Here is a 21,678-nt window from a genome sequence, read left to right on the forward strand (position 1 = left end):
CGCTTTGGTGACACCGGTCACACACGGGACGAGTGGGAAGGCGGCAGGCCATGACAGGCACCACCGAGCACAGCGCGGACGGGGCGCTCTCCGTACCGCGCAAGTCCAGTTGGAAGTACATCGGGCCGGGGATCGTCGTGGCGGCGACCGGGGTAGGCGCCGGAGACCTGGTCGCGACCCTCATCGCGGGCAGCAAGTTCGGGTACACCCTGATGTGGGCGGCGGTCATCGGCTGCATCGTCAAGATCTCGCTCGCCGAGGCGTGCGGACGCTGGCACCTGGCCACCGGGCGCACCCTCTTCGAGGGCTGGCGCTCGCTCGGCAAGTGGACGGGCGTCTACTTCGCGATCTACGTCGTCGTCTGGGGCTTCGTCTACGGCGCGACCGCGATGTCCTCCAGCGCCCTGCCGATCGTGGCGCTCTGGCCCGACGGGCCGGACCTCAAGTTCTGGGCCGTCGTCACCGGACTGATCGGCCTGGTCTTCGTCTGGTTCAACCGGTACGCCGTCTTCGAGAAGGTCATGACCGTGCTCGTCGGCGTGATGTTCGTGGTCGTCGTGTACGTCGCGATCCGCGTCACACCCGACATCGGCGCGTCCTTCGCGGGCCTCGTACCCGTGCTGCCCGACGGATCGCTGCTGTACACGCTGGGCCTCGTGGGCGGCGTCGGCGGCACCATCACCATGGCGGCCTACGGGTACTGGGTGAACGCCAAGGGCTGGACCGACACCGGCTGGATGAAGGTCATGCGCCTCGACAACCGGGTCGCCTACCTCACCACCGGCGTCTTCGTCGTCGCGATGCTGATCGTCGGAGCCGAACTGCTGCACGCGTCGAACCTCGCCCTCACCCGGGGCGACCGGGGCCTGATCGACCTCGGCGCCGTCCTCGAGGACAAGTACGGCGCCACGACCGCCAAGCTGTTCCTGATCGGCTTCCTCGCCACCTCGTTCTCGTCGCTGATCGGCGTGTGGCACGGCGTGAGCCTCATGTTCGCCGACTTCGTCGAGCGGCTCCGGCTCGACCGCAAGGGCGTGCCGGCCGACGAGGGCACGGTCGAAGAGGTGGCAGCCGGCAAGAAGGAGCGCTCGCTGCCCTTCCGCGCGTATCTGCTCTGGCTGACGTTCCCGCCCATGCTGCTGCTCTTCCTGGACCGGCCGTTCGGCCTCGTCATCGCCTACGGCGTGCTGGGAGCGTTCTTCATGCCGTTCCTGGCGCTCACCCTGATCTGGCTGCTCAACTCCTCGCGCACCCCCGCCGAATGGCGCAACGGCGCCCTGAGCAATGTGATGCTCGCGGCGGCGGGGCTGCTCTTCGTCGTGCTGTGTGTGCAGCAGGTGCGCGAACTGCCCTGGTAGCCCGACCGTTACGGCCCCCGGGCCGGGCCTGCACCGGCGGGAGAGCGGCGGCGCGGGCCCGGCCCAGGGGGTCGGGGGAGCTGCGGGGGGCTACGGCAGGTTGTGGACGTGCGGTCCGACCGCGTTCGACCAGGCGTTGCCGGCCGTCGCGTCCCAGTTGGTGGACCAGGTCATGGCGCCCCGCAGGCCCGGGTAGGTCTTCGAGGGCTTGAAGGAGCCGCAGTTCGTGCCGCGGGTCAGGCAGTCCAGGGCGCTGTTCACGATGGTCGGGCTGACATAGCCGCTGCCCGCGCCGCGGGTGGAGGCGGGGACACCGAGGCCGACCTGGGAGGGGTCGAGGCCGCCTTCGAGCTGGATGCAGGCGAGCGCGGTCAGGAAGTCGACCGAGCCCTGCGAGTACACCTTGCCGTCACATCCCAGCATCGAACCGCTGTTGTAGTACTGCATGTTGACCACGGTGAGGATGTCCTTCACGGCCAGCGCCGTCTTGAAGTACTCCGTGCCCGTGTTCTGCATGTCGATGGTCTGCGGCGCCATCGTCAGCACCAGCGAGGAGCCCGCCTTCTGCGACAGCTGACGCAGTGCCTTCGTCAGGTACGTCGAGTTGATGCCGTGCTCCAGGTCGATGTCGACACCGCTGAAGCCGTACTCCCGCATCAGGGCGTAGGTGCTGTCCGCGAACGCCGTGGCGGACGCGTCGCTGTTGATGGTGACATTGCCCTTCTCGCCGCCCACCGAGATGATCACGGACTTGCCGGCGGCCTTCTTCGCGGCGATGTCGGCCTTGAAGTCGGCGACGGAGGCGTACCCGACGGCCGGGTCGAGGTTGAAGACGATCCGGCCCGGGGTGGCCGTCGAGTCGGCGAACGACACGGCGATGATGTCGTAGTGCGACTGCACGTCCCGCAGCTTCTGCACGGTGGCGCCGTTGTCGAAGTTCTGCCAGTAGCCGGTCAGCGCGTGCCGGGGCACCGACGGGTTCGGGTCCGGGTCGCCCCCGCCCTCACTCGTACGGCCCGTGACGGCAGCCGACCTGGCCGACTCGCCCGCCGCGTTCGTGGCGGTGACCTGGAACTGGTAGGCGGTGTCCGCGGTCAGGCCCGTCACCGTCGCCGAGGTGCCGGAGGCCGACTGGACCTTGGCGCCGTCGCGGTACACGTTGTAGCCGGTCGCGCCGGAGACCGCGCCCCAGCTCAGGGCGACGGAGGTGGAGGTCACGGCGCCGACCGAGGGTGCGCCGGGCGCCGCGGGGACCACCGGGTCCGGGTCGGTGCCCCCGCCGCCGTCCGGACCGAAGACGCTGATGTCGTCCGCGTGGTAGGCGGCCTGTCCGTACCAGCCGTGCGTGTAGACGGTCACGGAAGTGGTGCTCGCGCCGGTGGTGAACGAGGTGGCGAGCTTCGTCCAGCCGCTGCCGCCGGGCGTCCAGGTGGACACGTCGGTCGTCCCGGTCCCGCTCGCGCCCAGGTAGACGTAAGCACCCTGAACCCATGCGCTGAGCGAGTACGTCGAGTTCGGCTTCACCGCCACGGTCTGGGAGCACTTGGCGTTGTCCTGGCCGGCCGGCGTGGCCTTCAGGGCGGACGCCCCGCCGTGCACCGGGGAGGAGACCGCGGCGCCACTGCCGCCGGAACAGGTCCAGTTGGCGAGACCCGACTCGAAACCGGCGTTCTTGGCGACATTGACGTCCGCCGCCTGCGCGGTTCCTGCCGTGCCCATGAGCGTGAGCCCGGTACCGACGGCCAGCGCCAGGCCGGCGCCCAGCCATCTCCGTGAGCGTGTCGTCGTGCGGTCCACTTGCGGCCTCCGGTGGGGGGTTGGGGGCGGGATCTCGTACGGTGGCCACCGTTCGGCGTAAAGCTGGTCCAGACCAATCGGGTTGTCAAGGCCTCGGGCAGCGATTGGTGTCCCTTTCGGTGTTCTCTGCCTGCGCCCTCGTCGCTAGAGTGCTCATGCAGAAACACGGAGTAGCGGACACGGAGCAGCAGGAGCACGGAGCATAGGGACCTGCGGCCGCCGGAAACCCCGGTGTCCGGAGCCGAACGGGGAACAGCGTGCCGACCGCAATAGCAGTCACCAGCACCGACCTGGTGCTACCGCCCACCGATCACCAGACACCCACCGCAGCCCTGCTCCACGCCCCGGACGACCAGCCGCTCGACGCCGCGGTCACCGACATGGGCGTGCTGCTCGAACAGCACGGCTACGTCGTCGCCCTCTACCCGGCCTCGCTCCCCGCCGCCCACGAACGCCGGCTGCACACGATCCGCGCCGTGCTCGAGAGCGACCGCATCGCTCTCCTCAAACTCGATCTGCCGCCGCTCGGGGTCGCCGTACTGGCCCGCCAGCTTCGGCAGCTGTCGATCTGCGACTTCAGCGCCGGGATCGTGGCCTCCGCCGCGCGGCTGCTCTCCCATTACGTCCACGCCGGGGCCGTGCTCGGGTCCGTCGCCCGGCTCGACCGGATACCCGTGAGCCTGAAGACCCACGCCAAGTCCTGGATGCCGGGCACCCAGTTCGGCGTCCTCGCCCACCCCAGGCCGCAGCTGATCCGCGCCGGCAACGGCGAACTCGCCGGCCCCGAGTACGCCACCCAGCTCGTCCTCGCCCGGGGCCGGCTGCAGTCCGAGTGGGTGACCGGCACCCTCGCACCCGCCTGGCACGTCCAGCACATCCATGAGGCGCCGCTGCCCGCCGACTCCGCCCGCTGGTGGGGCACCGCCCGGCTGGTCGAGTTCGCCGCCTTCCTGCCGGACGTCTCCGTCCTGTACCAACTGGTCTCTTCCGTCCGGCGAGAGGTGTGCACATGGTGCGGCATTGAACTGATCGGTGACCGCTGCGGCTTCTGCTCCGGGCCTCTCACCGCCCCCTCCGGCCGCACGGGCACGCCCAGAGCCCTGACCGCCGGCCCCTGACGCCAGGCCCGCCCTCAGCCGCACCCGTCTCCTCCCGCTCGCCTGCCCTCAGCCGTCCGACCCTCGGCCGTCCGACTCTTGCCCGTCCGGCTCTTGCCTGTCCGACCCTGCCCCGTCCCGTCTCCCGTCCTTGTCTTCTGCCCGCCCCGCCCCGACCGGTCCGCCCGCACCTGCCCGCCCCGCCCCGACCGGTCCGCCCGCACCTGCCCGCCCCGACCCTGTCCGCCCCGACCCTGTCCGCCCGCACCCGCCCCGCTCTGTTCGCCTCTCAGCTCATCCGTCCGCCCCACTCGTCCCAGCCCACGCCATCGAACGAGGTCGCCCCACCCATGAATTCACGGCAGCGCCGCGGCGTACTCCTGATTCTGCTCTCGGTCGTCTGCGGTATCGCCGCGTTCGCCGGCGTGCTCACCGTGATCGCCGACGTGAACTCCAAGGTCGGACCGGAGACCACCGCGTACCGCGTCAAGGCCGACATCGCCCCGTACACGCCGCTCGACGCCGCCCAGTTCGAGAAGGTCTCCATACCCGAACGCTGGCTGTCCGACAGCGCGGTCACCGACCTCGGCGTACTGCGCGGCAAGATCGCCGTCACCCGGCTCCGCAGCGGATCGCTCCTCCAGAGCGACATGATCGTGCAGAAGCCGCAGTTGGAGAGCGGCCAGCAGGAGATCGCCATCATGATCGACGCGGCGACCGGAGTGGCCGGAAAGATCCGCCCCGGCAACCTGGTCAACATCTTCGCCACCTTCGCCGCGCAGAACGACGCCGGCACCGACCAGTCCCGGCTCATCGTCGTGGGCGCCAAGGTCATCGACGTCGGCGAACTCACCGCCCTCGAACGCAGGAGCGGCGACCGGGCGAACGGCTCCCGGGAGGCCGTCCCCATCACCTTCGCCCTGGACACCGCCGACGCCCAGCGCGTCGCCTACGCCGAGTCCTTCGCCGAACACGTACGCCTCGCCCTGCTGCCCGACGGGAGCACCACCACCCTGCGGCCCGGCGACGGCAGCTACGACCTCTCAGAAGACAAGAACAAGTGAGGGCCGGATGACGACGCGTATCCTCCCCGCCGTCGGAGACCCCGACGCCGCCCGGTCCATCAGCAGCCTGCTCGGCCGGCTCCCCGACGCGGAACCGGCCGCCCCGGTCGCGGACTCGACCTCGCTCGTCGACACGCTGGCAGCGCTCGCCGCCGAGTCGCTCGACGAACTGCCCGAGGTCGTCCTCGTCCACGAACGCATCGGCCCGCTGCCCGCGCTCGAACTGATCAGGGACGTCGCCCTGCGCTTCCCGGCCGTCGGCGTCGTACTCGTCACCGCCGACACCAGCCCCGGCCTGTACTCGGCGGCGATGGACTCCGGCGCCCGCGGCCTCGTCTCGCTGCCCCTGACGTACGACGAACTGGCGCAGCGCGTCCAGGGCGCGGCCGGTTGGGCCGCAGGTGTACGCCGCCACCTCGGCCGCGGACCGGAATCCGGCTTCGGGGGTCCGGGCGGCACCGTCGTCACCGTCAGCGGCGCCAAGGGCGGCGTCGGCACGACGGTCACCGCGATCCAGCTCGCCCTGGCGTCGGCGGCCTCCGGCCGCTCCACCGCCCTCGTCGACCTCGACCTCCAGGGCGGCGACGTCGCCTCCTACCTGGACGTCCGGTTCCGGCGCTGCATCGTGGACCTCGCCGCCATCCAGGACATCGGCGCACGCGTGCTGGCCGACGCGGTCTTCAACCACGAGACGGGCGTCGCCCTGCTCCTCGCCCCGGCCGAGGGCGAACGGGCGGAGGACGTCAGCGACCGGCTCGTACGGCAGACCCTCGGCGCGCTGAAGCAGCGGTACGAGACCGTCGTCGTCGACTGCGGCACGCATGTGACCACCGCCAACGCCGCCGCGATCGAAACGGCCGACACGACGCTGCTGCTCACCACCCCGGACGTGGTGACCGTGCGGGCCACCAAGCGGATGGTGAGACTCTGGGACCGGCTCCAGATCCGCAAGGCCGAGGAGACCGTCACGGTCGTCAACCGCCATACGCGCGGCAGCGAGATCCAGCCCCCGCTCGTCTCGAAGATCACCGCGACCCGGGTGGCCCGGTCGGCGATCCCCGCGAACTTCCGCGAACTCCAGGGCGCCGTCGACGCCGGCCGGATGCAGGACCTGGACGCCAAGTCCGCCGTCAAACAGGCCATGTGGGCCCTCGCGGGCGAACTGGGGCTCGTGAAGGACGCCCAGGCGGACACCGGGCACAGCGGCCTCTTCGGCGGCGGGCGACGGCACGGGCGCGCGAAATGACCCGCCGGGCGTACGGGGACCGGGGCCAGTCGGTCATCGAGTTCACCGGGATGGTGCCGATCATCCTGGTGACCCTGGCGGTGCTGTGGCAGTCCGCACTCGTCGGCTACACCTTCGTCCTGGCCGGGAACGCGGCCGACAAGGCGGTGGCCGCGGGAGCAAGGGCCGACGGCGGCGGCGCGGCGGCGTGCGCGCGGGCTGCCCGGGAGGACGTCACGGGAGGCTGGTCGGTGGATGTGACCTGCGGAGAGAACGGGGACCTCTATACGGCCGAGGTCGCCCTCGACGTGCCTCTGCTCCTCCCCGGCGTCAACCTCCCCCTCACGGTCACGGGCCGGGCGGGCGCGGCGACCGAGCGGAGGGCCGCGCCATGAGGCGGCCCGGGGTGCGGGGCGGCGGGGCGCCGGTGCGGTGGAGTGGTGGCGGGGAGGCGTCCGTGCGAGGCGTGGTGCGGTGGGGTGCGGTGCGGGGCGGCGGGGAGGCGTCCGCGCGCGGCGGAGCGGTGCGGGGCGGCGGCGCTCCGTCGGGGCGTGGTGTGCGGCGGGACGCTGTGCGAGGCGGTGCGGTGTGCGGTGGTCCGGCGTCGTCGGGGTGTGGTTCGCGGTGGCGTGCGGTGCGCGGTGACCGCGGGCAGAGCGCGATCGAGTACGGCGGCTGGCTGTTCCTGCTCCTCTTCGTCATGATGGTCGCCGTCCAGGTCGGCCTCGCCGTGTACGCGGCCCAGCAGGCCGGAACGGCCGCCCGCGCGGCGGCGCGCGTGGCGTCCCAGCCGGACGGTACGACCACCGGGAAGAGCGCCGGACAACAGGCACTCAGCTCCTGGCTGGACGCCCGCGTGGTGACCCGTGAGGGCGGCGACGCCGTCACCGCCGACGTCACCGTCGTCATCCCGCAGGTCGTGCCCGGCGTCAGCTTCGGCACCGTCACCAAGAGCGCCACGATGCCCCTCGACGAGGAGTCGACACGATGAGCCTGCGCGCCCGTATCCAGCGCATGGACGACGCGACCGGTCCGGCGAACGGCCAGAGCGAGGAGAGCCGACTCGTCGGCGTCTACCGCGCCAAGCTCCTCGAGGAGATCGACCTCGCCGAGATGTCGACCCTCGCCGCCGCCGAACGGCGTGAACGGCTGGAGCGCGTACTCGGGCACATCATCAGCCGCGAGGGCCCGGTCCTGTCCGGCGGCGAGCGCTCGCACCTCGTCCGCCGCGTCGTCGACGAGGCGCTCGGCCTCGGCATCCTCGAACCGCTCCTCGAGGACGCGTCCATCAGCGAGATCATGGTGAACGGCCCCGAACAGGTCTTCGTCGAGCGCGGCGGCCGGCTCGAGCAGCTGCCGCTGCGGTTCTCCTCCACCGATCAGCTGATGCAGACCATCGAGCGCATCGTCTCCACCGTCAACCGCCGGGTCGACGAGGCGAACCCGATGGTCGACGCCCGGCTGCCCACCGGCGAGCGCGTCAACGTCATCATCCCGCCGCTCTCCCTGACCGGCCCCGTCCTCACGATCCGCCGCTTCCCCCGTGCCTACACGCTCCAGGAGATGATCGGCCTCGGCTCGCTCGACGAGCACATCCTGATGCTGCTCGCGGGACTCGTACGCGCCAAGTTCAACGTGATCGTGTCCGGCGCCACCGGCACCGGGAAGACCACCCTTCTCAACGCCCTCTCCGGACTCATCCCGGACGGCGAACGCATCGTCACCATCGAGGACTCGGCCGAGCTGCGGCTCCAGCAGACCCATGTGGTCACCCTCGAGTCCCGCCCGGCCAACGTCGAGGGCAAGGGCCGCATCACCATCCGCGACCTCGTACGCAACTCCCTGCGCATGCGTCCCGACCGCATCATCGTCGGCGAGGTCCGCGGCGGCGAGACCCTCGACATGCTCCAGGCCATGTCGACCGGCCACGACGGCTCCCTCGCCACTGTCCACGCCAACAGCGCGGAGGACGCGCTGATGCGGCTCCAGACGCTGAGTTCCATGAGCGAGGTCGAGCTGCCGTTCGTGGCCATCCACGACCAGATCAACAGCGCCGTCGACATCATCGTCCAGCTCACCCGGCACGCCGACGGGGCACGCAAGATCACCGAGATCGCCGTCGTCGATTCGTACGGCCGTGAGGACTACCGCTTCGTGACCGTCTGCCGCTTCGACGCCGAGCCGCCGGCGGGCGACGGGCGCGTGCACGGCCGCTTCCGGTACTTCCCGCTGCCGCGGCGGGTCGCGGAACGCCTCTACATGGCGGGCGAGGCGATCCCGCCGGCCTTCGGGGTCGGGGACACGCCGCTCGAACTGACGACCCGGGTACCGCCGGGCCTGAGCCCGGTACCGGACCCGCGCGTGGGACCGGGCGCCGAGCCGGGGCCGGTCTCATCGGAGGGCGGCACTGGGCCGGGGCCGGAGTGGGGGCCGGCGGCACCGCAGGGCGGCACTGGGCCGGGGCCGGGTCCTGTGCCCCCGGGCGCGCCCAGGGCGGGCCGAGGCGGGGGCCAAGCCCCGCACGGGGGCCCGGTGCCGCCGGGCGCACCCTGGGCGGGCCGGTCACCGGAAGGCAACCAGCCGCGATGAACCTTCCGCTCCTCACGCTCGGCGTCACACTGCTCGGCTGCGTACTCGCCGTCCTCGGCGTGCGCACCTGGTCGGCCGGGCAGGCACAGCACCAGGCGCTCGTGGACCGCATGTCACAGACCGGCCCGCCCGCGATCGGAGGCGGCCGCCGGCGCCGCTTCGCACGGCTCGACCGCAGGCTGCGCCGTACCCGCCCCGGCCGGCGCATCGAACGGTCCCTCGCCGCCACCGGCCTCGACCTGACCACCGGCGAGTACGCCGTCTACGCCACCGCAGCGCTGCTCGCCCTGTACTTCGTCGTCGGGTCGGTCTTCGCGCCCTTCTTCGGCCTGCTCGCCGTACTGATCGGCCTCTGGGGGGCGCAAGGCTTCCTCAACTGGCAACGCGCCAAACGCACCGAGGCGTTCATCAACCAGCTGCCCGAACTCACCCGCGTACTCGCCAACGCCACCCAGGCCGGGCTCGCCCTGCGCACCGCCATCGGCATGGCGGTGGAGGAGCTCGACGACCCCGCCCGCGAGGAACTGCGCCGCGTCGCCGACCAGCTCGCCCTCGGCCGCTCCCTCGACGACGCCCTCGGCGACCTCGTCGCACGCCTCCCCTCGCGCGAACTGACCGTGCTCGTCTCCACCCTCATCCTCTCCAACCGGGCGGGCGGCACCATCGTCACCTCACTGCGCAACCTCACCGAGACCCTGGAGGAGCGCAAGGAGACCCGGCGCGAGGTCACCACCCTGCTGTCCCAGATCAAGGTGACGGCGGTGGCCGTGCCCGTGCTCGGCCTGGGCTTCCTCCTCGTCATCAACGGCATGAGGGACGGCGCACTCGACGACATGACCGGCGCGCTCGGCGGCCGGCTCGCCGTGCTCGCCGCCGCCGGGCTGTACGCACTCGGCTTCGTCCTCATCAACCGACTCACCCGCGTCCGCATCTGACGCCCGACCTGAACCTGGAGGGAGGCACACATGCTCGGACTCGCCCTGGCCGCCGTACTCGGTCTGGCCGTCCTCGGCGTCTTCCACGGCATCCGCATGTACCGGGCGGAGGCCAAGCTCCCCGGCGACCTCGCCGTGGCCCTCGAGATCGGCGCCACCCGCACCAGCTACCCGGGCATGGCCATCGACCGCCTCGGCATGCGATGGGCCCCGTCCGTGCTGCGGCTCATGGGGCCCCGCCAGGTCGACCGCGTCCGCCGCAGACTCGACATGGCCGGCAACCCCGGCGGCCTGACGGTGGACCGCTACGCGGCCCGGCGCGCCGTGTACGGCTTCCTCGGCACGCTCGTCGCCTTCGGGATGCTGATGAACGGCCACGCCGTCTTCGCGGTTCTCTTCCTCCTCTACGGCCTGTTCTGGACGGAAGTCCTGATCCGCGCCGCCATCGCCCGCCGCCGCGACGACATCGAACGCACCCTGCCGGACTTCCTCGACGTGCTCGCCGTCGTCGTCTCCGCCGGCCTCGGCTTCCGCCAGGCCCTGGAACGCGTCGCCGAGAAGTACGACGGCCCGTGGTCCGACGAACTGCGCATCACCCTGCGCCAGATGGACATGGGCATGGGCCGCCGCGAGGCGTTCGAACATCTGCGGCTCCGCAACGAGTCGGACCAGGTCTCGATGTTCGTCTCCGCACTCCAGCAGGGCGAGGAACTGGGCGCACCCATCGTCGACACCCTGATCCAGATCGCCAACGACATGCGCCGCACCGACGCCCAGAACGCCCGCCGCAAGGCCGCGAAAGCGGTCCCGAAGGCGACGCTGATCGTCACGAGTTTCATGCTCCCCGGGACGATGATCCTGATCGTGGCCGGGTTCTACTACGCGGCGGACGTCGACTTCGGCGCCGTCTTCGGGGGGTGACGGGGTGTTGACTTGGGGATGATTGGCCCAAGTGTCTTCGCTCACGCAAGCGAATGTGGGAGATTTCCTCCGGGGCACCGGTGTAGCCGGGAGACTCCATGGAGTGATCGGCGGCGAGGGAGGCCGGACCGGCATGAACGTACGGTCCGTCAAAGGGGAACGAGGGGTAAGCCATGAAGGACTTCGGCCTGCGCGGGGTCACGGCTGCTGCGACGGGACTCCGCAGACACCTGCGTGGGGATCGAGGGCAGGGGTCGATCGAGTACGTGGGGATCACGATCCTGGTGGTGGCGATCGTGGTGCTGCTGCTCAATACGAACATGGGCAGCGAGATCGCGAATACGTTCACTCAGAAAATCAACTCCGTCCTCAACGGCGGGGGCGGCGGAGGCTGAGCCACTCGCCTGCCGGAGACAGCGGTCAGGTAACACCGCTCTACATGGCTGCCGTGGTCGGTCTGCTCTTCCTCGTCCTCGTGTACCTCGCCTTCGGGCAGGCCGATGTGACCCGCAACGGCACGCAGACGGCGGCGGACGCAGCAGCTCTGGCAGCGGCCAAGCAGTCGAGGGACGAACTGAACCTCGTGGACGTTCTCGACGACCTGGAAGCGGTCTTCGACGGCCGGACGCCGGTCGACACTCCGGACGGCTGCGGGCGGGCCGTGGATTTCGCGGCAAGGAACGACGCGGTGGCCGGCTATCACGACTGCCTGCCGCTGAGCGACGGCCGCTGGGGCTTCACCGTCAACGTGAGGTCCCGGGAATCGATGGGCGACAGCGTCATCGAGGGAACGGGGAGCAAGCATGCCACGGCGACTGCCACCGCCGTGATCGAACCACGCTGCACGTTCACACCCGAGGAGAGCGAAGCGCCGGAGCCGGACGAGGGAGCCGAGGACGACAACGAGAAGCCCTCGCCCGGCAAGCTGCTTTGTGACTCCGAGTACTGGGTCATCGACCCTGACAACATGGAACTACTGCCGCACATGGCAGACCTCTTCACCGTCCGACTGGCCGAGGACCGTGCCCGATGAGCGCTAAGGAACAGGAATGATGACCATGCGGCACATGATGCGCCGGGCAGGTGTGGCAGCCGTGCTGTCGTCCACCCTGATCCTCGTTGTGTCGGCGTGCGGGGGTGGCGGCGAGAAGAAGGACTCGAGCAGTCCCTCCTCAACACCTGCCGGATCCACGGCCGATGACAAGGCGGTCGGCTCTGCCGAGGAGAGCGCACCCAGTTCACCGAACGAGCCCATTGCCATGGTCAAGGGAGACGGTGGGGTGGAGATGTCCGTGCTCTCGGCAAGAAGGGACGAAGGCGGATTCCTCACGGTGGACGGGGAGATCAAGAACACCGGATCCGAAGGATTCACCGCTCCCGTCCAGTGGAGCGGCACGGAGCAGTCCGTGGCCGCCACCGGCCGCTCGTTCGCCGGGATGACCCTCGTGGACTCCAAGGGCAAGAAGCGGTATTACGTGCTGCGCGACACCGACAACCGGCCGCTCACCACCTACGCCTACAGCAGCTTCATCAAGGCGGGCGACTCCCTCCCCTTCTTCGCCCAGTTCCCCGCGCCGCCGGCCGGCACCACCCAGGTCGCCCTTCAGTTCCCCGGCTTCCCCAGCACCTCGATCGAGCTGTCATGACGCCCTCCGCGACCCGACGGACCGCCACTGCCGCCGTTCTCGCAGGCGTGCTCTCCCTCGGCCTCCTCGGCACCGGTGACGCGTTCGCCGACGACGGCCCGTACGCGGCGCCGCCCGCCGAGGCACCGGTCAAGATCGACGCCAGGGACTCGGACCTCAAGCTCCCGGAGGGTGCGACGCTCGCCGAGCCGAAGGTCATCGACATCAAGTCCGTCGTCGAGGACATCAGCGGCGAGGAGCGCCGCGAGGAGACCAACTCGGACATCAAGTTCGCGCTTCAGGCCGAGGTGCTGTTCGGCAAGAACAGCGCGAAACTCTCGGGCGAGGCCGCGTCCCGTATCGCTGCCATCGCCGCCGAGATCAAGACGCAGAGCGCCAAGAAGATCCGCGTCTTCGGTTTCACCGACGACCTCGGCACCGAGGCGCACGGCGACAAGCTGTCCAAGGAGCGCGCGGACGCGGTGCACAGCGTGCTCTCGCAGCAGCTGAGCGGCGCGGGCATCACGTACGAGATCCGCGGCTACGGCGAGGACTACCCGATCGCCAGCAACGCCACGGAGGAGGGCCGCCGCAAGAACCGACGCGTGGAGGTGTCGTTCCCCCGGGAGTGACAAGCCCGTTACGACTGCTACAGCAGGTGGTCCGCCTTGCGCACTCCTGGAGATCGTTTGCGATGGATCGGATGTACTCGCGCGAGCAGTCCGGGCCGAGCGCTGTCGAAGCTGTCAGCGGTTACGGATACCCTGACGCCCGATGTGGGCAGCATGGATGTCCGTAACCGCCCACAACCTGAACAAAGCCGCCCCCGACTCCGACCACGCACCACCTGAACCGGCGCCCGCCTGGCCGCCCGCCCGCCCGGGGAGCAGAGCGGACACCGCCGACAACAACCACACGTGACTCGGCGGGGCCGGCGCCGCAGCCGGTGCGCCTGACCTCAAGAGCGGTTCGGCAGGCCAGAAGGCAGTTGTCCGTGCGTCGGTCGAGACCATCGGGCCCGCCCTGAACAGGGCAGGCGTCCACGCCAAGGACATGTTCGGAGGAGCCCTGGTGCTCGCGGAATCTCTGTCGCGTCGCGGGCGTGGCAGCCCCACGCGTCCCGGGCGTACGGCCCGGACGGTGAGGACGCGAAAGTCGGCGTCCGGGCAGGCCACGTCGATGGTTCGGAGGCGGCGACGCCGGCTGGGTCCGGGGCCTGAGCGACCACGGGAAACGGCACTGTCGAGGACCTGAGCGGCCCTCGGCGAGCGCTCGCTCGCCCTGGGTCTCTGTCAGCGAGACCCAGGGCGCTCGGCGCGGTAGCCGCAGTGTCAGCCCGCGCCGATCGCCGTGCGGAACTCGGCCATCGTCATCGTCTTGTCCTCCGCAGGCATGGAGATGGTCATCTCCATGCCGAAGTCGGTGTACGTCGTCGTGCTCGTCCTGCCGTCCCGAGACGCTTCCTGCTTGAGCAGGTGGTCGGGGGCCTCGGCGCTGATGAAGTAGGTGTCGTTCGCCGGTCCCGACGCCACCTCGATGGCCACGGCCTTCCTGCCGTCGACCGTCGTGTCCTTGGCCGGTGCGTATTCGCCCGTGGGGGAGAGGGCGAAGAAGGCGGCGCAGTCCCCGCCGGTCTCACTGGACACGTAGACGTCGAAGAGCCGCTCCGGAACGGTGATCTGCTGGCCCTTCTGCGCCAGCATGGCGGCGAACAAGGGCGCGCTGGTGTAGCTCGTGCCGTCCTTGCAGTACATCTCGCCGCCGTCTGGCTGCGGCGCGCCGCTGACCTCCATGCGGAAGCCCTGCTCCGGGTCCCATGAGGTCTTCTGCGTTGCGCCTTCGAAGGCGGTCGTCGTGCCCGTGGAGCTGAACGAGGTCTCCCGCATGGTCTTGTTGACCGCCTCGATGCGGGCCGCGGCCGATGCCTGAGTGCCGCCGGCCCCGCGGTCCGTGTCGGAACCGTTGCCGGCCCCGTCTCCGCAGCCGACCGCGGCACCGGCGAGTATCACGGCGAAGGCCAGGGGGCGGAGGACGGACGTGGATCGTCGGACGAGCACGGGTTTCCTTTCGGCGGAACAACAGAAGGCAATCGGGACGATCTTCGCATGGACCCGTACGGCTCACTTCGGGGTGCGCGGGCCCCGGGACGGAGAGGCGTCGGTGCCGGAGGGGACCGTCAGTTCGGCGCCCCGGCGAACGCCCCACGCCGCCATCCTCCCCGCCTCCGCCTCCAGCACCAGCCGTGCCCGCAGGCGTGGGATCCCGAGGCGCCCCGGGCGCATGGTCCTGACGGTGAGGACGCGCAACTGCCCGTCCAGGTAGGCCACGTCGATCGGGAAGCGCATGCCGATCGTGTGGACGCTGTTGCACGGGGCGAGGAGCATCGCACCTTTGATGCCGTCCCGGCCGAGGAGGCCCCGGCGGCGGGTCCGGTAGGTGGCGGCGATCTCCACGGGGGCGACGGGGCGGCCGTCGACCGTCAACGTCCCGGTGCCGTCGCGCCATTGCTGCCGTCTCATGGCGTTCACGCTACGCCTGGTCGGCCTAGGGTCAGGGGGGTGGACGCAGTGTTGGTGGTCGTCGCCGCCCTGTGGGGCGCCGGGACCGGGTGGTTGTGCCCCCGCGTGGTGTACCGGCTGTCCGTGCAGCCGGGGGAGGCGTGGCGCGTGGCCTGCCCGGCCGGGCATCCGTACGGCGGGTGGGTGGGTGGGGCCTGCTGCCCCGCACCGCTGCCGGGGCGGTTCGTCGCGCCGGTCGTCACCGCGCTCGTCTGCGCGGCCCTCGCCGCGGCGGCCGGTACGCGGCCGGAGCTGGCGGTCTGGATGGTGCTGGCACCCTTCGCGGTACTGCTCGCGTTCGTGGACGTGCAGGTGCGTCGGCTGCCGGACCGGCTGACGCTGCCTCTGGCGGCCGGGGCGGTGATCCTGCTCGGCGTCACCACCCTCGCGGCGGGCGCGGCGGGATCGTGGACGACCGCACTGCTCGGCGGGCCGGCGCTCGGAGCCGCGTACTTCGTGCTGTTCCTGATCAACCCCGGCGGCATGGGCTTCGGGGACGTGAAGCTCGCGCTGTCGCTGGGCGTCGTCCTCGGCTGGTACGGCTGGGCCGTGCTGTTCGCGGGGGCCTTCGCCGGCTTCCTGCTCGGAGCGGTGTACGGGCTCGGGCTGATCGCCCTGCGCCGCGCCGGGCGCAGGAGCACGATCCCCTTCGGGCCGTTCATGCTGGCGGGTGCCTGGCTGGGCCTGCTGCTCGGGGCACTCGGCGTGCGGTGACGGCGGGCCCCTGGCCCGTCAGGCGTGCGGGCCCACCGTCACCCGGTCCACGGTGAGCTCGGCACGGCCCTCGAGCACTTCGGCGACCCGTTCCGCCTGGGCGTCCAGCGCTGTCCGGGTCCGGGCCGTTCGAAGGGCGGTGCCGATCGGTTCGACCGTCACCACGATGCGGTTGCCGGAGCGGCGCTGGTGCCAGACGCCGGCCACGGTCCCGTTCACCAGCATCACCGGGTAGTTTCCCGCCTGGCCGCCTCCCAGTGCCCGGCCGAAGGCCGCGCCCGGGAAGAGCCGCTCGCGGGGCTGGCAGGCGATGACGTACGCGTCGAAGTAGGGGAGAAGGCGTACGCCGAGCGGCGGGGCGGTGTCGGGGAAGGCGGTGTCGCCGGTGACGACCCACGCCCGCTCGTCTTCGAGGGTGACCTGCTCGATGCGCCCCTCGGCCGCCAGGCCGTCGAACACGTCGCCCGCCCACCGCTTCGGCGCAGCCAGCCACCGGGCGAAGTGAGCTGGCGTGGCCGGGCCGTATGCGTGCAGGTAGTGCTGTACCAGCGCCTCCATGGCGGCCTGTCCGTCCATCGGTGTGACGCCGGGTCCGGTGTACGTGACCTTGCGGCCGCGGTTCGGTCCGAAGGCGAGGGCCCCGCGGTGGGCGGCCGTGTGGGCGGCCTGCCGCCAGCGCGGCCACTTGTCCTGGAACGCCTCCATGACACGGTCGCCGGCCCACGGACCCGTACGGTCGACGATCGCGTCCGTCAGTTCGTCGACCGTGAGCGGCTCGCCCGCCAGCGCGTCGCGGACCGCCGCGACGACCTCGTCCGTCTGGCCGGGAGTCATCCGTACGCCGTCCGGCCACGGGTTCGGTCCGGCCGGGATCGCGGACAGCGCGCCCGTCCACATCGGAAGGTCCGCCGTGGGCAGCAGGTGGACGGTGCCGCGGGGGCCGTACGTCTTCGTCAGCGTCCGGTCCGTCCACAGCGCGCGGCGTACGTCCGCCCGGGTCGCACCGGAAGGCAGCCGCAGGGCGATCGACAGTTCCGCGGCGGAGAGCACCTGTGCGTGTGCGCCGAGCATCGCGCCGGCGATTCGGGCGGGGCGGTCGGCTGCCGGGTCCTCCGGGTTCTCCGAGTTCTCCGGGTCCGACAGACCCTGGCGGGCCAGTCGCCGGGCGTTCGCCTGGGGCCAGGTCACGTGGGTGGTCGTCATGGGGAGACCGTAGAAGCGATATAGGTCAGAAACCGTCCGCCATGGCCCAATGGGCCACATCGATCGGGCACTTGACGGAGGGTCACTGCGTTCGTCAACGCGGCGCCTCGTCGCCGGGGTCCCCCGTCGGAGGTATGGCTCCGGGATATCGGGCCGGTGTCGCACCGCCTCTGCGCCATCTCCGCACCGCCTCCTCGCTGTCGTGCGCACCGCTCAGCCGACCACTTGGCGAATTCGGTGCGGACTTCCGGCATGGCGTGGCACTCGACACCACTTACGAAGGGTTATGGTGGAAACCCCCCCTCGGGCCGGTCCGTATCCCCCCCCACGGACCGGCCCGTTTTCATGTCCCGCCGGCCTCGCCCGGTGAAAGGGCCCCGGCCGCCTCACCCGGGACACGGGCCCCCGGCCTCGCCCCATGAACGGCCCCGGCCACCTCGCCCCGGGACTGGGGCACCGGGCCACCTCGCCCCGGGGGAAGAGGTCAGTTGCGGCCGGCCCAGATGTTGGTGCCCTGCGTGTCCACGGCGAAGGTGTCGATCTCGGCCAGCTCCGCGTCGGTGAGCGGCGCGCCGGCCAGGGCTGCGACGTTCTCCTCCAGCTGCTGCACGCTCGACGCGCCGATCAGGGCGGACGTCATCCGCGGGTCGCGCAGCACCCAGGAGATCGCCAGCTGGGCCAGCGACTGGCCGCGGCGCGTGGCGATGTCGTTCAGCCCGTGCAGCCGGCGCAGGACCTCGTCGGAGAGCAGGTTCGGGTCGAGCGACTTGCCCTGGGTGGCGCGCGAGCCCTCCGGGATGCCCTTCAGGTACTTGTCCGTGAGCAGGCCCTGTGCGAGCGGTACGAAGGAGATGCAGCCCATGCCGGCGTTCTCCAGCGTGTCGAGAAGGCCGTCGTTCTCGATCCAGCGGTTGATCATCGAGTAGGAGGGCTGGTGGATGAGGGCGGGGACGCCCATCTCCTTCAGGAGCCGGGCAGCCTGCTCGGTCTGCTCCGCGTTGTAGGAGGACACGCCGACGTACAGCGCCTTGCCCTGCTGGACGGCGGAGGCGAGCGCTCCCATCGTCTCCTCGAGCGGGGTGTGGGGGTCGAAGCGGTGCGAGTAGAAGATGTCGACGTAGTCGAGCCCCATCCGCTTCAGCGACGCGTCCAGCGAGGAAAGCAGGTACTTCCGCGAGCCCCACTCGCCGTACGGGCCGGGGTGCATCAGATAGCCGGCCTTCGTGGAGACGATCAGCTCGTCCCGGTACGCGGCGAAGTCCTGCGCGAAGATCTTGCCGAAGTTCAACTCGGCGGATCCGGGCGGCGGTCCGTAGTTGTTCGCAAGGTCGAAGTGGGTCACACCCAGATCGAAGGCGCGGCGCAGGATCGCCCGCTGCGAGACGAGGCTCCGGTCGTCGCCGAAGTTGTGCCAGAGGCCGAGCGAGAGGGCCGGCAGCTTGAGGCCGGAGCGGCCGGAGCGGCGGTACTCCATGGCCTCGTAGCGGTCGGCGGCAGCCAGATAGTAAGGGGTATCAGTCACGCCTCTCTCCTTATCACGGACTTGTGACACACCGGGTTGGGCCGCCGTGACCGGGCCGCAGTAATGTTGCGGCTTCGGGGGACCGCCGCACGGAGGGGTGTAAGAACTGTGAACCTGCGCGACCTGGTGTACGGGCTCTACGCACGCCGGGTGGAGGGCCGCCTCGACCATGCCCAGGTGCCCAAGCACATCGGTGTGATCCTCGACGGCAACCGCCGCTGGGCCAAGGCATCGGGTGGCACGGCCGCACAGGGACACCAGGCCGGTGCCGACAAGATCTCCGAGCTGCTGGGCTGGTGCGCGGAGACGGATGTCGAGGTCGTCACTCTCTGGCTCCTCTCCACTGACAACTTCGACCGCCCGGCGGAGGAGCTCACCCCGCTCCTCGGCATCATCGAGAACACCGTGCGCAATCTGGCGTCCGACGGGCGCTGGCGGGTGCACCACGTGGGCACGCTCGACCTGCTGCCCGCCCACACGCAGACCGTACTGAAGGAAGCCGAGCAGGCCACGGCGGACGTGCCCGGAATACTCGTCAACGTCGCCGTCGGCTACGGCGGCCGTCAGGAGATCGCCGACGCGGTGCGGTCGCTGCTGCTGGAGCACGCGGAGAAGGGCACGAGCTTCGAGGAGCTCGCGGAGACCATCGACGTCGAGCACATCTCGGAGCACCTGTACACGCGGGGGCAGCCCGACCCGGACCTGGTGATCCGTACGAGCGGGGAGCAGCGGCTGTCGGGGTTCATGCTCTGGCAGAGCGCGCACTCCGAGTACTACTTCTGCGAGGTCTTCTGGCCGGCGTTCCGGAAGGTGGACTTCCTGCGGGCGCTGCGGGATTACGCGGCGAGGCATCGGCGCTACGGCGCCTGACCGCGGCGCGCCGCCCGTGGCGGTGTTCCCGCCCCTTCCCGCCCCACCCCGCCCCTTCCCGAACCGGTGCGAGCCCCGGCCCCCGTACGCGCTCCGCGCGCCCCCGAGCCCGCACCCCCGGCCCCGTACGCGCTCCGCGCGCCCCCGGACCCCGAGCCCCGGCCCCACGGACGGGCGGAACGAGTGGGACGGCCCCCGGTCGCGGGCCCGGCCTGTCCGCGACACGCGGGCGTGTGCCGGCTTCGCCCGGGGCTCCGTCCGCGCTCCGCCGGGCGTTCCGTGCTCTGCCCGGAGCCTGCCGCATCCGGGGTGCTTCGGGCTCCGCCCCGGCCCGGTGCCGCGCTTCGCGCCCTCACACGAACGGCCCCCGCTCCGTCGCCCCCACCCCCCCCGTCACCTCCTGTTCATCGAGGCGACCGGCCACCCCTGGCATGGCGGTACTTGTTCGAGGGCATACCCCAAGCAGGTCGACGTCCGATCCACGAACGTCGTATCTCAGTGAGCGGCCGACACCGCTCACCCGGGAGGCCCTTTGCACACGAAGGACTGCACCAGCGGTGCGGACCACGCGGAGGGCCGGCGCTCGGCCCGCGCATCGTGGCCTGAGCCCGGCCCGTCGCCCGCTTCGGCGGGTGGACCCATGGCCCGCGACGCCGTCGCACCCCGACCTCGTCCGAGGGGGTACGTCCTTCCGTGGTGAACAGCACAAAGCGCCGTATGAACGACAGGCGCACCTATGTTCTCGACACCAGCGTCCTGCTGGCGGATCCGAACGCCATGAGCCGCTTCGACGAGCACGAGGTCGTGCTCCCCGTCGTCGTGGTCACCGAGCTGGAGGCCAAGAGGCACCATCCGGAGCTCGGCTACTTCGCCCGCCAGGCGCTGCGCCTGCTGGACGACTTCCGCGTCCGGTTCGGCCGTCTCGACGCGCCGCTGCCGATCGGCGACCTCGGTGGCACGCTCCGCGTCGAGCTCAACCACTCGGATCCCGGCGTGCTGCCGGCCGGCTTCAGGCTGGGGGACAACGACTCACGGATTCTGGCGGTCGCGCGCAATCTGCAGGCCGAGGGGTACGACGTGACGGTCGTGTCCAAGGACCTGCCGCTGCGTATCAAGGCGTCCTCGGTCGGCCTGCTCGCAGAGGAGTATCGCGCGGAGCTCGCCATCACCGACACCGGCTGGACCGGTATGTCCGAACTGCCCTTGTCTGCCGAGCAGGTCGACCTGCTGTACGGGGAGGAGGCGCTGTACGTGCCGGAGGCGGCCGAGCTTCCCGTGCACACCGGTCTGGTGCTTCAGTCGGAGCGCGGCAAGGCACTGGGCCGTGTCACCGCGGAGGGCAACGTCCGTCTGGTGCGTGGCGACCGTGAGGTGTTCGGCATCCACGGCCGCAGCGCCGAGCAGCGCATCGCGCTCGATCTGCTCCTGGACCAGGAGGTCGGCATCGTCTCGCTGGGCGGCCGGGCGGGTACCGGAAAGTCGGCGCTGGCGCTGTGCGCGGGCCTGGAGGCGGTCCTCGAGCGCAGGCAGCATCAGAAGGTGATGGTCTTCCGGCCGCTGTACGCGGTGGGCGGGCAGGATCTCGGCTATCTGCCGGGCACCGAGGCCGAGAAGATGAGCCCGTGGGCGCAGGCGGTCTTCGACACGCTGTCCGCGGTGGCGGGCCGTGAGGTCATCGAGGAGGTCCTGAACCGCGGCATGCTGGAGGTCCTGCCGCTCACCCACATCCGGGGCCGCTCCCTGCACGACGCGTTCGTCATCGTCGACGAGGCCCAGTCGCTGGAACGGAACGTGCTGCTCACGGTGCTGTCCCGGGTCGGGGCGAATTCCCGGGTCGTCCTCACCCATGACGTCGCACAGCGGGACAATCTGCGCGTCGGCCGGTACGACGGAGTGGTCGCCGTCGTCGAGAAGCTGAAGGGGCATCCGCTCTTCGCGCATGTCACCCTCACGCGCTCCGAGCGTTCCCAGATCGCCGCACTGGTGACCGAAATGCTGGAGGACGGGCACATTTGATGCGACAGGACCAGTGAGCCTATCCGGCAAATGGGGCAAGCCGGTTGGCGCCGCCCGGCAAAGCGCACGAGCCTAGCCGGGCGGCGTCGTGCTGTCCGCCGTTTCCCCCGAAACTCCTGGTGTGAACGCGGTGTGAGCTTTCACACGCAACGAAGAATTGCCTTGCGGCGTCGGCTTCCGGCAG

Annotated in this window: 20 protein-coding genes and 1 pseudogene; 16 read left to right on the forward strand and 5 right to left on the reverse strand. The window is 70.8% G+C overall.

Annotation, left to right across the window (positions count from 1 at the left end; all coding sequences use genetic code 11):
• The first annotated feature begins 50 nt into the window (after window positions 1-50).
• The gene (locus tag AB0903_RS11965; protein ID WP_366701624.1) at window positions 51-1,358 is read left to right on the forward strand and encodes an Nramp family divalent metal transporter; all 1,308 of its coding nucleotides are present in this window, start codon (window positions 51-53) and stop codon (window positions 1,356-1,358) included.
• Window positions 1,359-1,448: 90 nt separating this feature from the next.
• Here the strand turns inward: AB0903_RS11965 and AB0903_RS11970 are convergent, their stop codons facing one another.
• The gene (locus AB0903_RS11970; RefSeq protein ID WP_366701626.1) at window positions 1,449-3,155 is read right to left on the reverse strand and encodes a glycoside hydrolase family 18 protein; all 1,707 of its coding nucleotides are present in this window, start codon (window positions 3,153-3,155) and stop codon (window positions 1,449-1,451) included.
• A 257-nt stretch (window positions 3,156-3,412) separates the two neighbouring features.
• On the opposite strand from AB0903_RS11970, the gene AB0903_RS11975 reads away from it, so the two are divergent.
• The 12 genes and pseudogenes from AB0903_RS11975 to AB0903_RS12030 all read left to right on the forward strand — a co-directional run bounded on the left by AB0903_RS11975 (window position 3,413) and on the right by AB0903_RS12030 (window position 13,243).
• Complete coding sequence (locus AB0903_RS11975; protein WP_366701628.1) at window positions 3,413-4,273, forward strand: hypothetical protein; 861 nt, start codon at window positions 3,413-3,415, stop codon at window positions 4,271-4,273.
• Between the two features lie 329 nt (window positions 4,274-4,602).
• Window positions 4,603-5,316 (forward strand): Flp pilus assembly protein CpaB, encoded by a 714-nt coding sequence (cpaB, locus tag AB0903_RS11980; RefSeq protein ID WP_366701630.1) that lies wholly within the window; start codon window positions 4,603-4,605, stop codon window positions 5,314-5,316.
• A gap of 7 nt (window positions 5,317-5,323) precedes the next feature.
• The gene (locus AB0903_RS11985; RefSeq protein ID WP_366701632.1) at window positions 5,324-6,562 is read left to right on the forward strand and encodes an AAA family ATPase; all 1,239 of its coding nucleotides are present in this window, start codon (window positions 5,324-5,326) and stop codon (window positions 6,560-6,562) included.
• Window positions 6,559-6,936, forward strand: a complete 378-nt coding sequence (locus AB0903_RS11990; RefSeq protein ID WP_366701634.1) for a pilus assembly protein — start codon at window positions 6,559-6,561, stop codon at window positions 6,934-6,936. The genes AB0903_RS11985 and AB0903_RS11990 overlap by 4 nt, the downstream gene beginning before the upstream one ends.
• 239 nt (window positions 6,937-7,175) lie before the next feature.
• Window positions 7,176-7,532 (forward strand): TadE/TadG family type IV pilus assembly protein, encoded by a 357-nt coding sequence (locus tag AB0903_RS11995; RefSeq protein WP_366701636.1) that lies wholly within the window; start codon window positions 7,176-7,178, stop codon window positions 7,530-7,532.
• A pseudogene (locus AB0903_RS12000) lies at window positions 7,529-8,857 on the forward strand (CpaF family protein); the annotation flags it as partial. The gene AB0903_RS11995 and the pseudogene AB0903_RS12000, both read left to right, overlap by 4 nt.
• Window positions 8,858-9,126: 269 nt before the next feature.
• The gene (locus AB0903_RS12005) at window positions 9,127-10,065 is read left to right on the forward strand and encodes a type II secretion system F family protein (RefSeq protein WP_366701637.1); all 939 of its coding nucleotides are present in this window, start codon (window positions 9,127-9,129) and stop codon (window positions 10,063-10,065) included.
• A gap of 30 nt (window positions 10,066-10,095) precedes the next feature.
• Complete coding sequence (locus AB0903_RS12010) at window positions 10,096-10,986, forward strand: DUF5936 domain-containing protein (protein ID WP_366701638.1); 891 nt, start codon at window positions 10,096-10,098, stop codon at window positions 10,984-10,986.
• 173 nt (window positions 10,987-11,159) lie between these two features.
• The gene (locus AB0903_RS12015) at window positions 11,160-11,381 is read left to right on the forward strand and encodes a hypothetical protein (RefSeq protein WP_366701743.1); all 222 of its coding nucleotides are present in this window, start codon (window positions 11,160-11,162) and stop codon (window positions 11,379-11,381) included.
• A complete protein-coding gene (locus tag AB0903_RS12020) occupies window positions 11,378-12,019 on the forward strand; it encodes a pilus assembly protein TadG-related protein (RefSeq protein WP_366701745.1) in 642 nt (213 codons plus the stop codon). The genes AB0903_RS12015 and AB0903_RS12020 overlap by 4 nt, the downstream gene beginning before the upstream one ends.
• A 16-nt stretch (window positions 12,020-12,035) precedes the next feature.
• The gene (locus AB0903_RS12025; protein WP_366701640.1) at window positions 12,036-12,632 is read left to right on the forward strand and encodes a hypothetical protein; all 597 of its coding nucleotides are present in this window, start codon (window positions 12,036-12,038) and stop codon (window positions 12,630-12,632) included.
• On the forward strand, window positions 12,629-13,243 hold the full coding sequence (locus AB0903_RS12030) for an OmpA family protein (protein ID WP_366701642.1): 615 nt from the start codon (window positions 12,629-12,631) through the stop codon (window positions 13,241-13,243). Before AB0903_RS12025 ends, AB0903_RS12030 begins: the two co-directional genes overlap by 4 nt.
• A 699-nt stretch (window positions 13,244-13,942) precedes the next feature.
• Here AB0903_RS12030 and AB0903_RS12035 read toward each other — a convergent pair.
• Together AB0903_RS12035 and AB0903_RS12040 are read right to left on the reverse strand one after the other, a co-directional pair.
• Complete coding sequence (locus AB0903_RS12035; protein ID WP_366701644.1) at window positions 13,943-14,668, reverse strand: hypothetical protein; 726 nt, start codon at window positions 14,666-14,668, stop codon at window positions 13,943-13,945.
• Between the two features lie 63 nt (window positions 14,669-14,731).
• On the reverse strand, window positions 14,732-15,130 hold the full coding sequence (locus tag AB0903_RS12040; RefSeq protein ID WP_366701645.1) for a DUF192 domain-containing protein: 399 nt from the start codon (window positions 15,128-15,130) through the stop codon (window positions 14,732-14,734).
• Window positions 15,131-15,169: 39 nt separating this feature from the next.
• Here AB0903_RS12040 and AB0903_RS12045 point away from each other — a divergent pair, with 39 nt between their 5' ends.
• The gene (locus tag AB0903_RS12045) at window positions 15,170-15,883 is read left to right on the forward strand and encodes an A24 family peptidase (RefSeq protein ID WP_366701647.1); all 714 of its coding nucleotides are present in this window, start codon (window positions 15,170-15,172) and stop codon (window positions 15,881-15,883) included.
• An 18-nt stretch (window positions 15,884-15,901) separates the two neighbouring features.
• Here AB0903_RS12045 and AB0903_RS12050 read toward each other — a convergent pair whose 3' ends face one another.
• Window positions 15,902-17,086, reverse strand: a complete 1,185-nt coding sequence (locus tag AB0903_RS12050) for a winged helix DNA-binding domain-containing protein (protein WP_366701649.1) — start codon at window positions 17,084-17,086, stop codon at window positions 15,902-15,904.
• A 484-nt stretch (window positions 17,087-17,570) separates the two neighbouring features.
• On the reverse strand, window positions 17,571-18,608 hold the full coding sequence (mgrA, locus tag AB0903_RS12055; protein ID WP_366701651.1) for an L-glyceraldehyde 3-phosphate reductase: 1,038 nt from the start codon (window positions 18,606-18,608) through the stop codon (window positions 17,571-17,573).
• A gap of 108 nt (window positions 18,609-18,716) precedes the next feature.
• Between mgrA and AB0903_RS12060 the strand changes: the two genes are divergently transcribed.
• Window positions 18,717-19,478 carry an isoprenyl transferase gene (locus AB0903_RS12060; RefSeq protein ID WP_366701653.1) on the forward strand — a complete coding sequence of 254 codons (762 nt, stop codon included), beginning with the start codon at window positions 18,717-18,719 and terminating at the stop codon, window positions 19,476-19,478.
• A 693-nt stretch (window positions 19,479-20,171) separates the two neighbouring features.
• The gene (locus AB0903_RS12065) at window positions 20,172-21,494 is read left to right on the forward strand and encodes a PhoH family protein (RefSeq protein WP_366701655.1); all 1,323 of its coding nucleotides are present in this window, start codon (window positions 20,172-20,174) and stop codon (window positions 21,492-21,494) included.
• Window positions 21,495-21,678 lie beyond the last annotated feature (184 nt).

Source organism: Streptomyces sp. NPDC048389 (genome assembly GCF_040706335.1).
GTDB lineage: Bacteria > Actinomycetota > Actinomycetes > Streptomycetales > Streptomycetaceae > Streptomyces.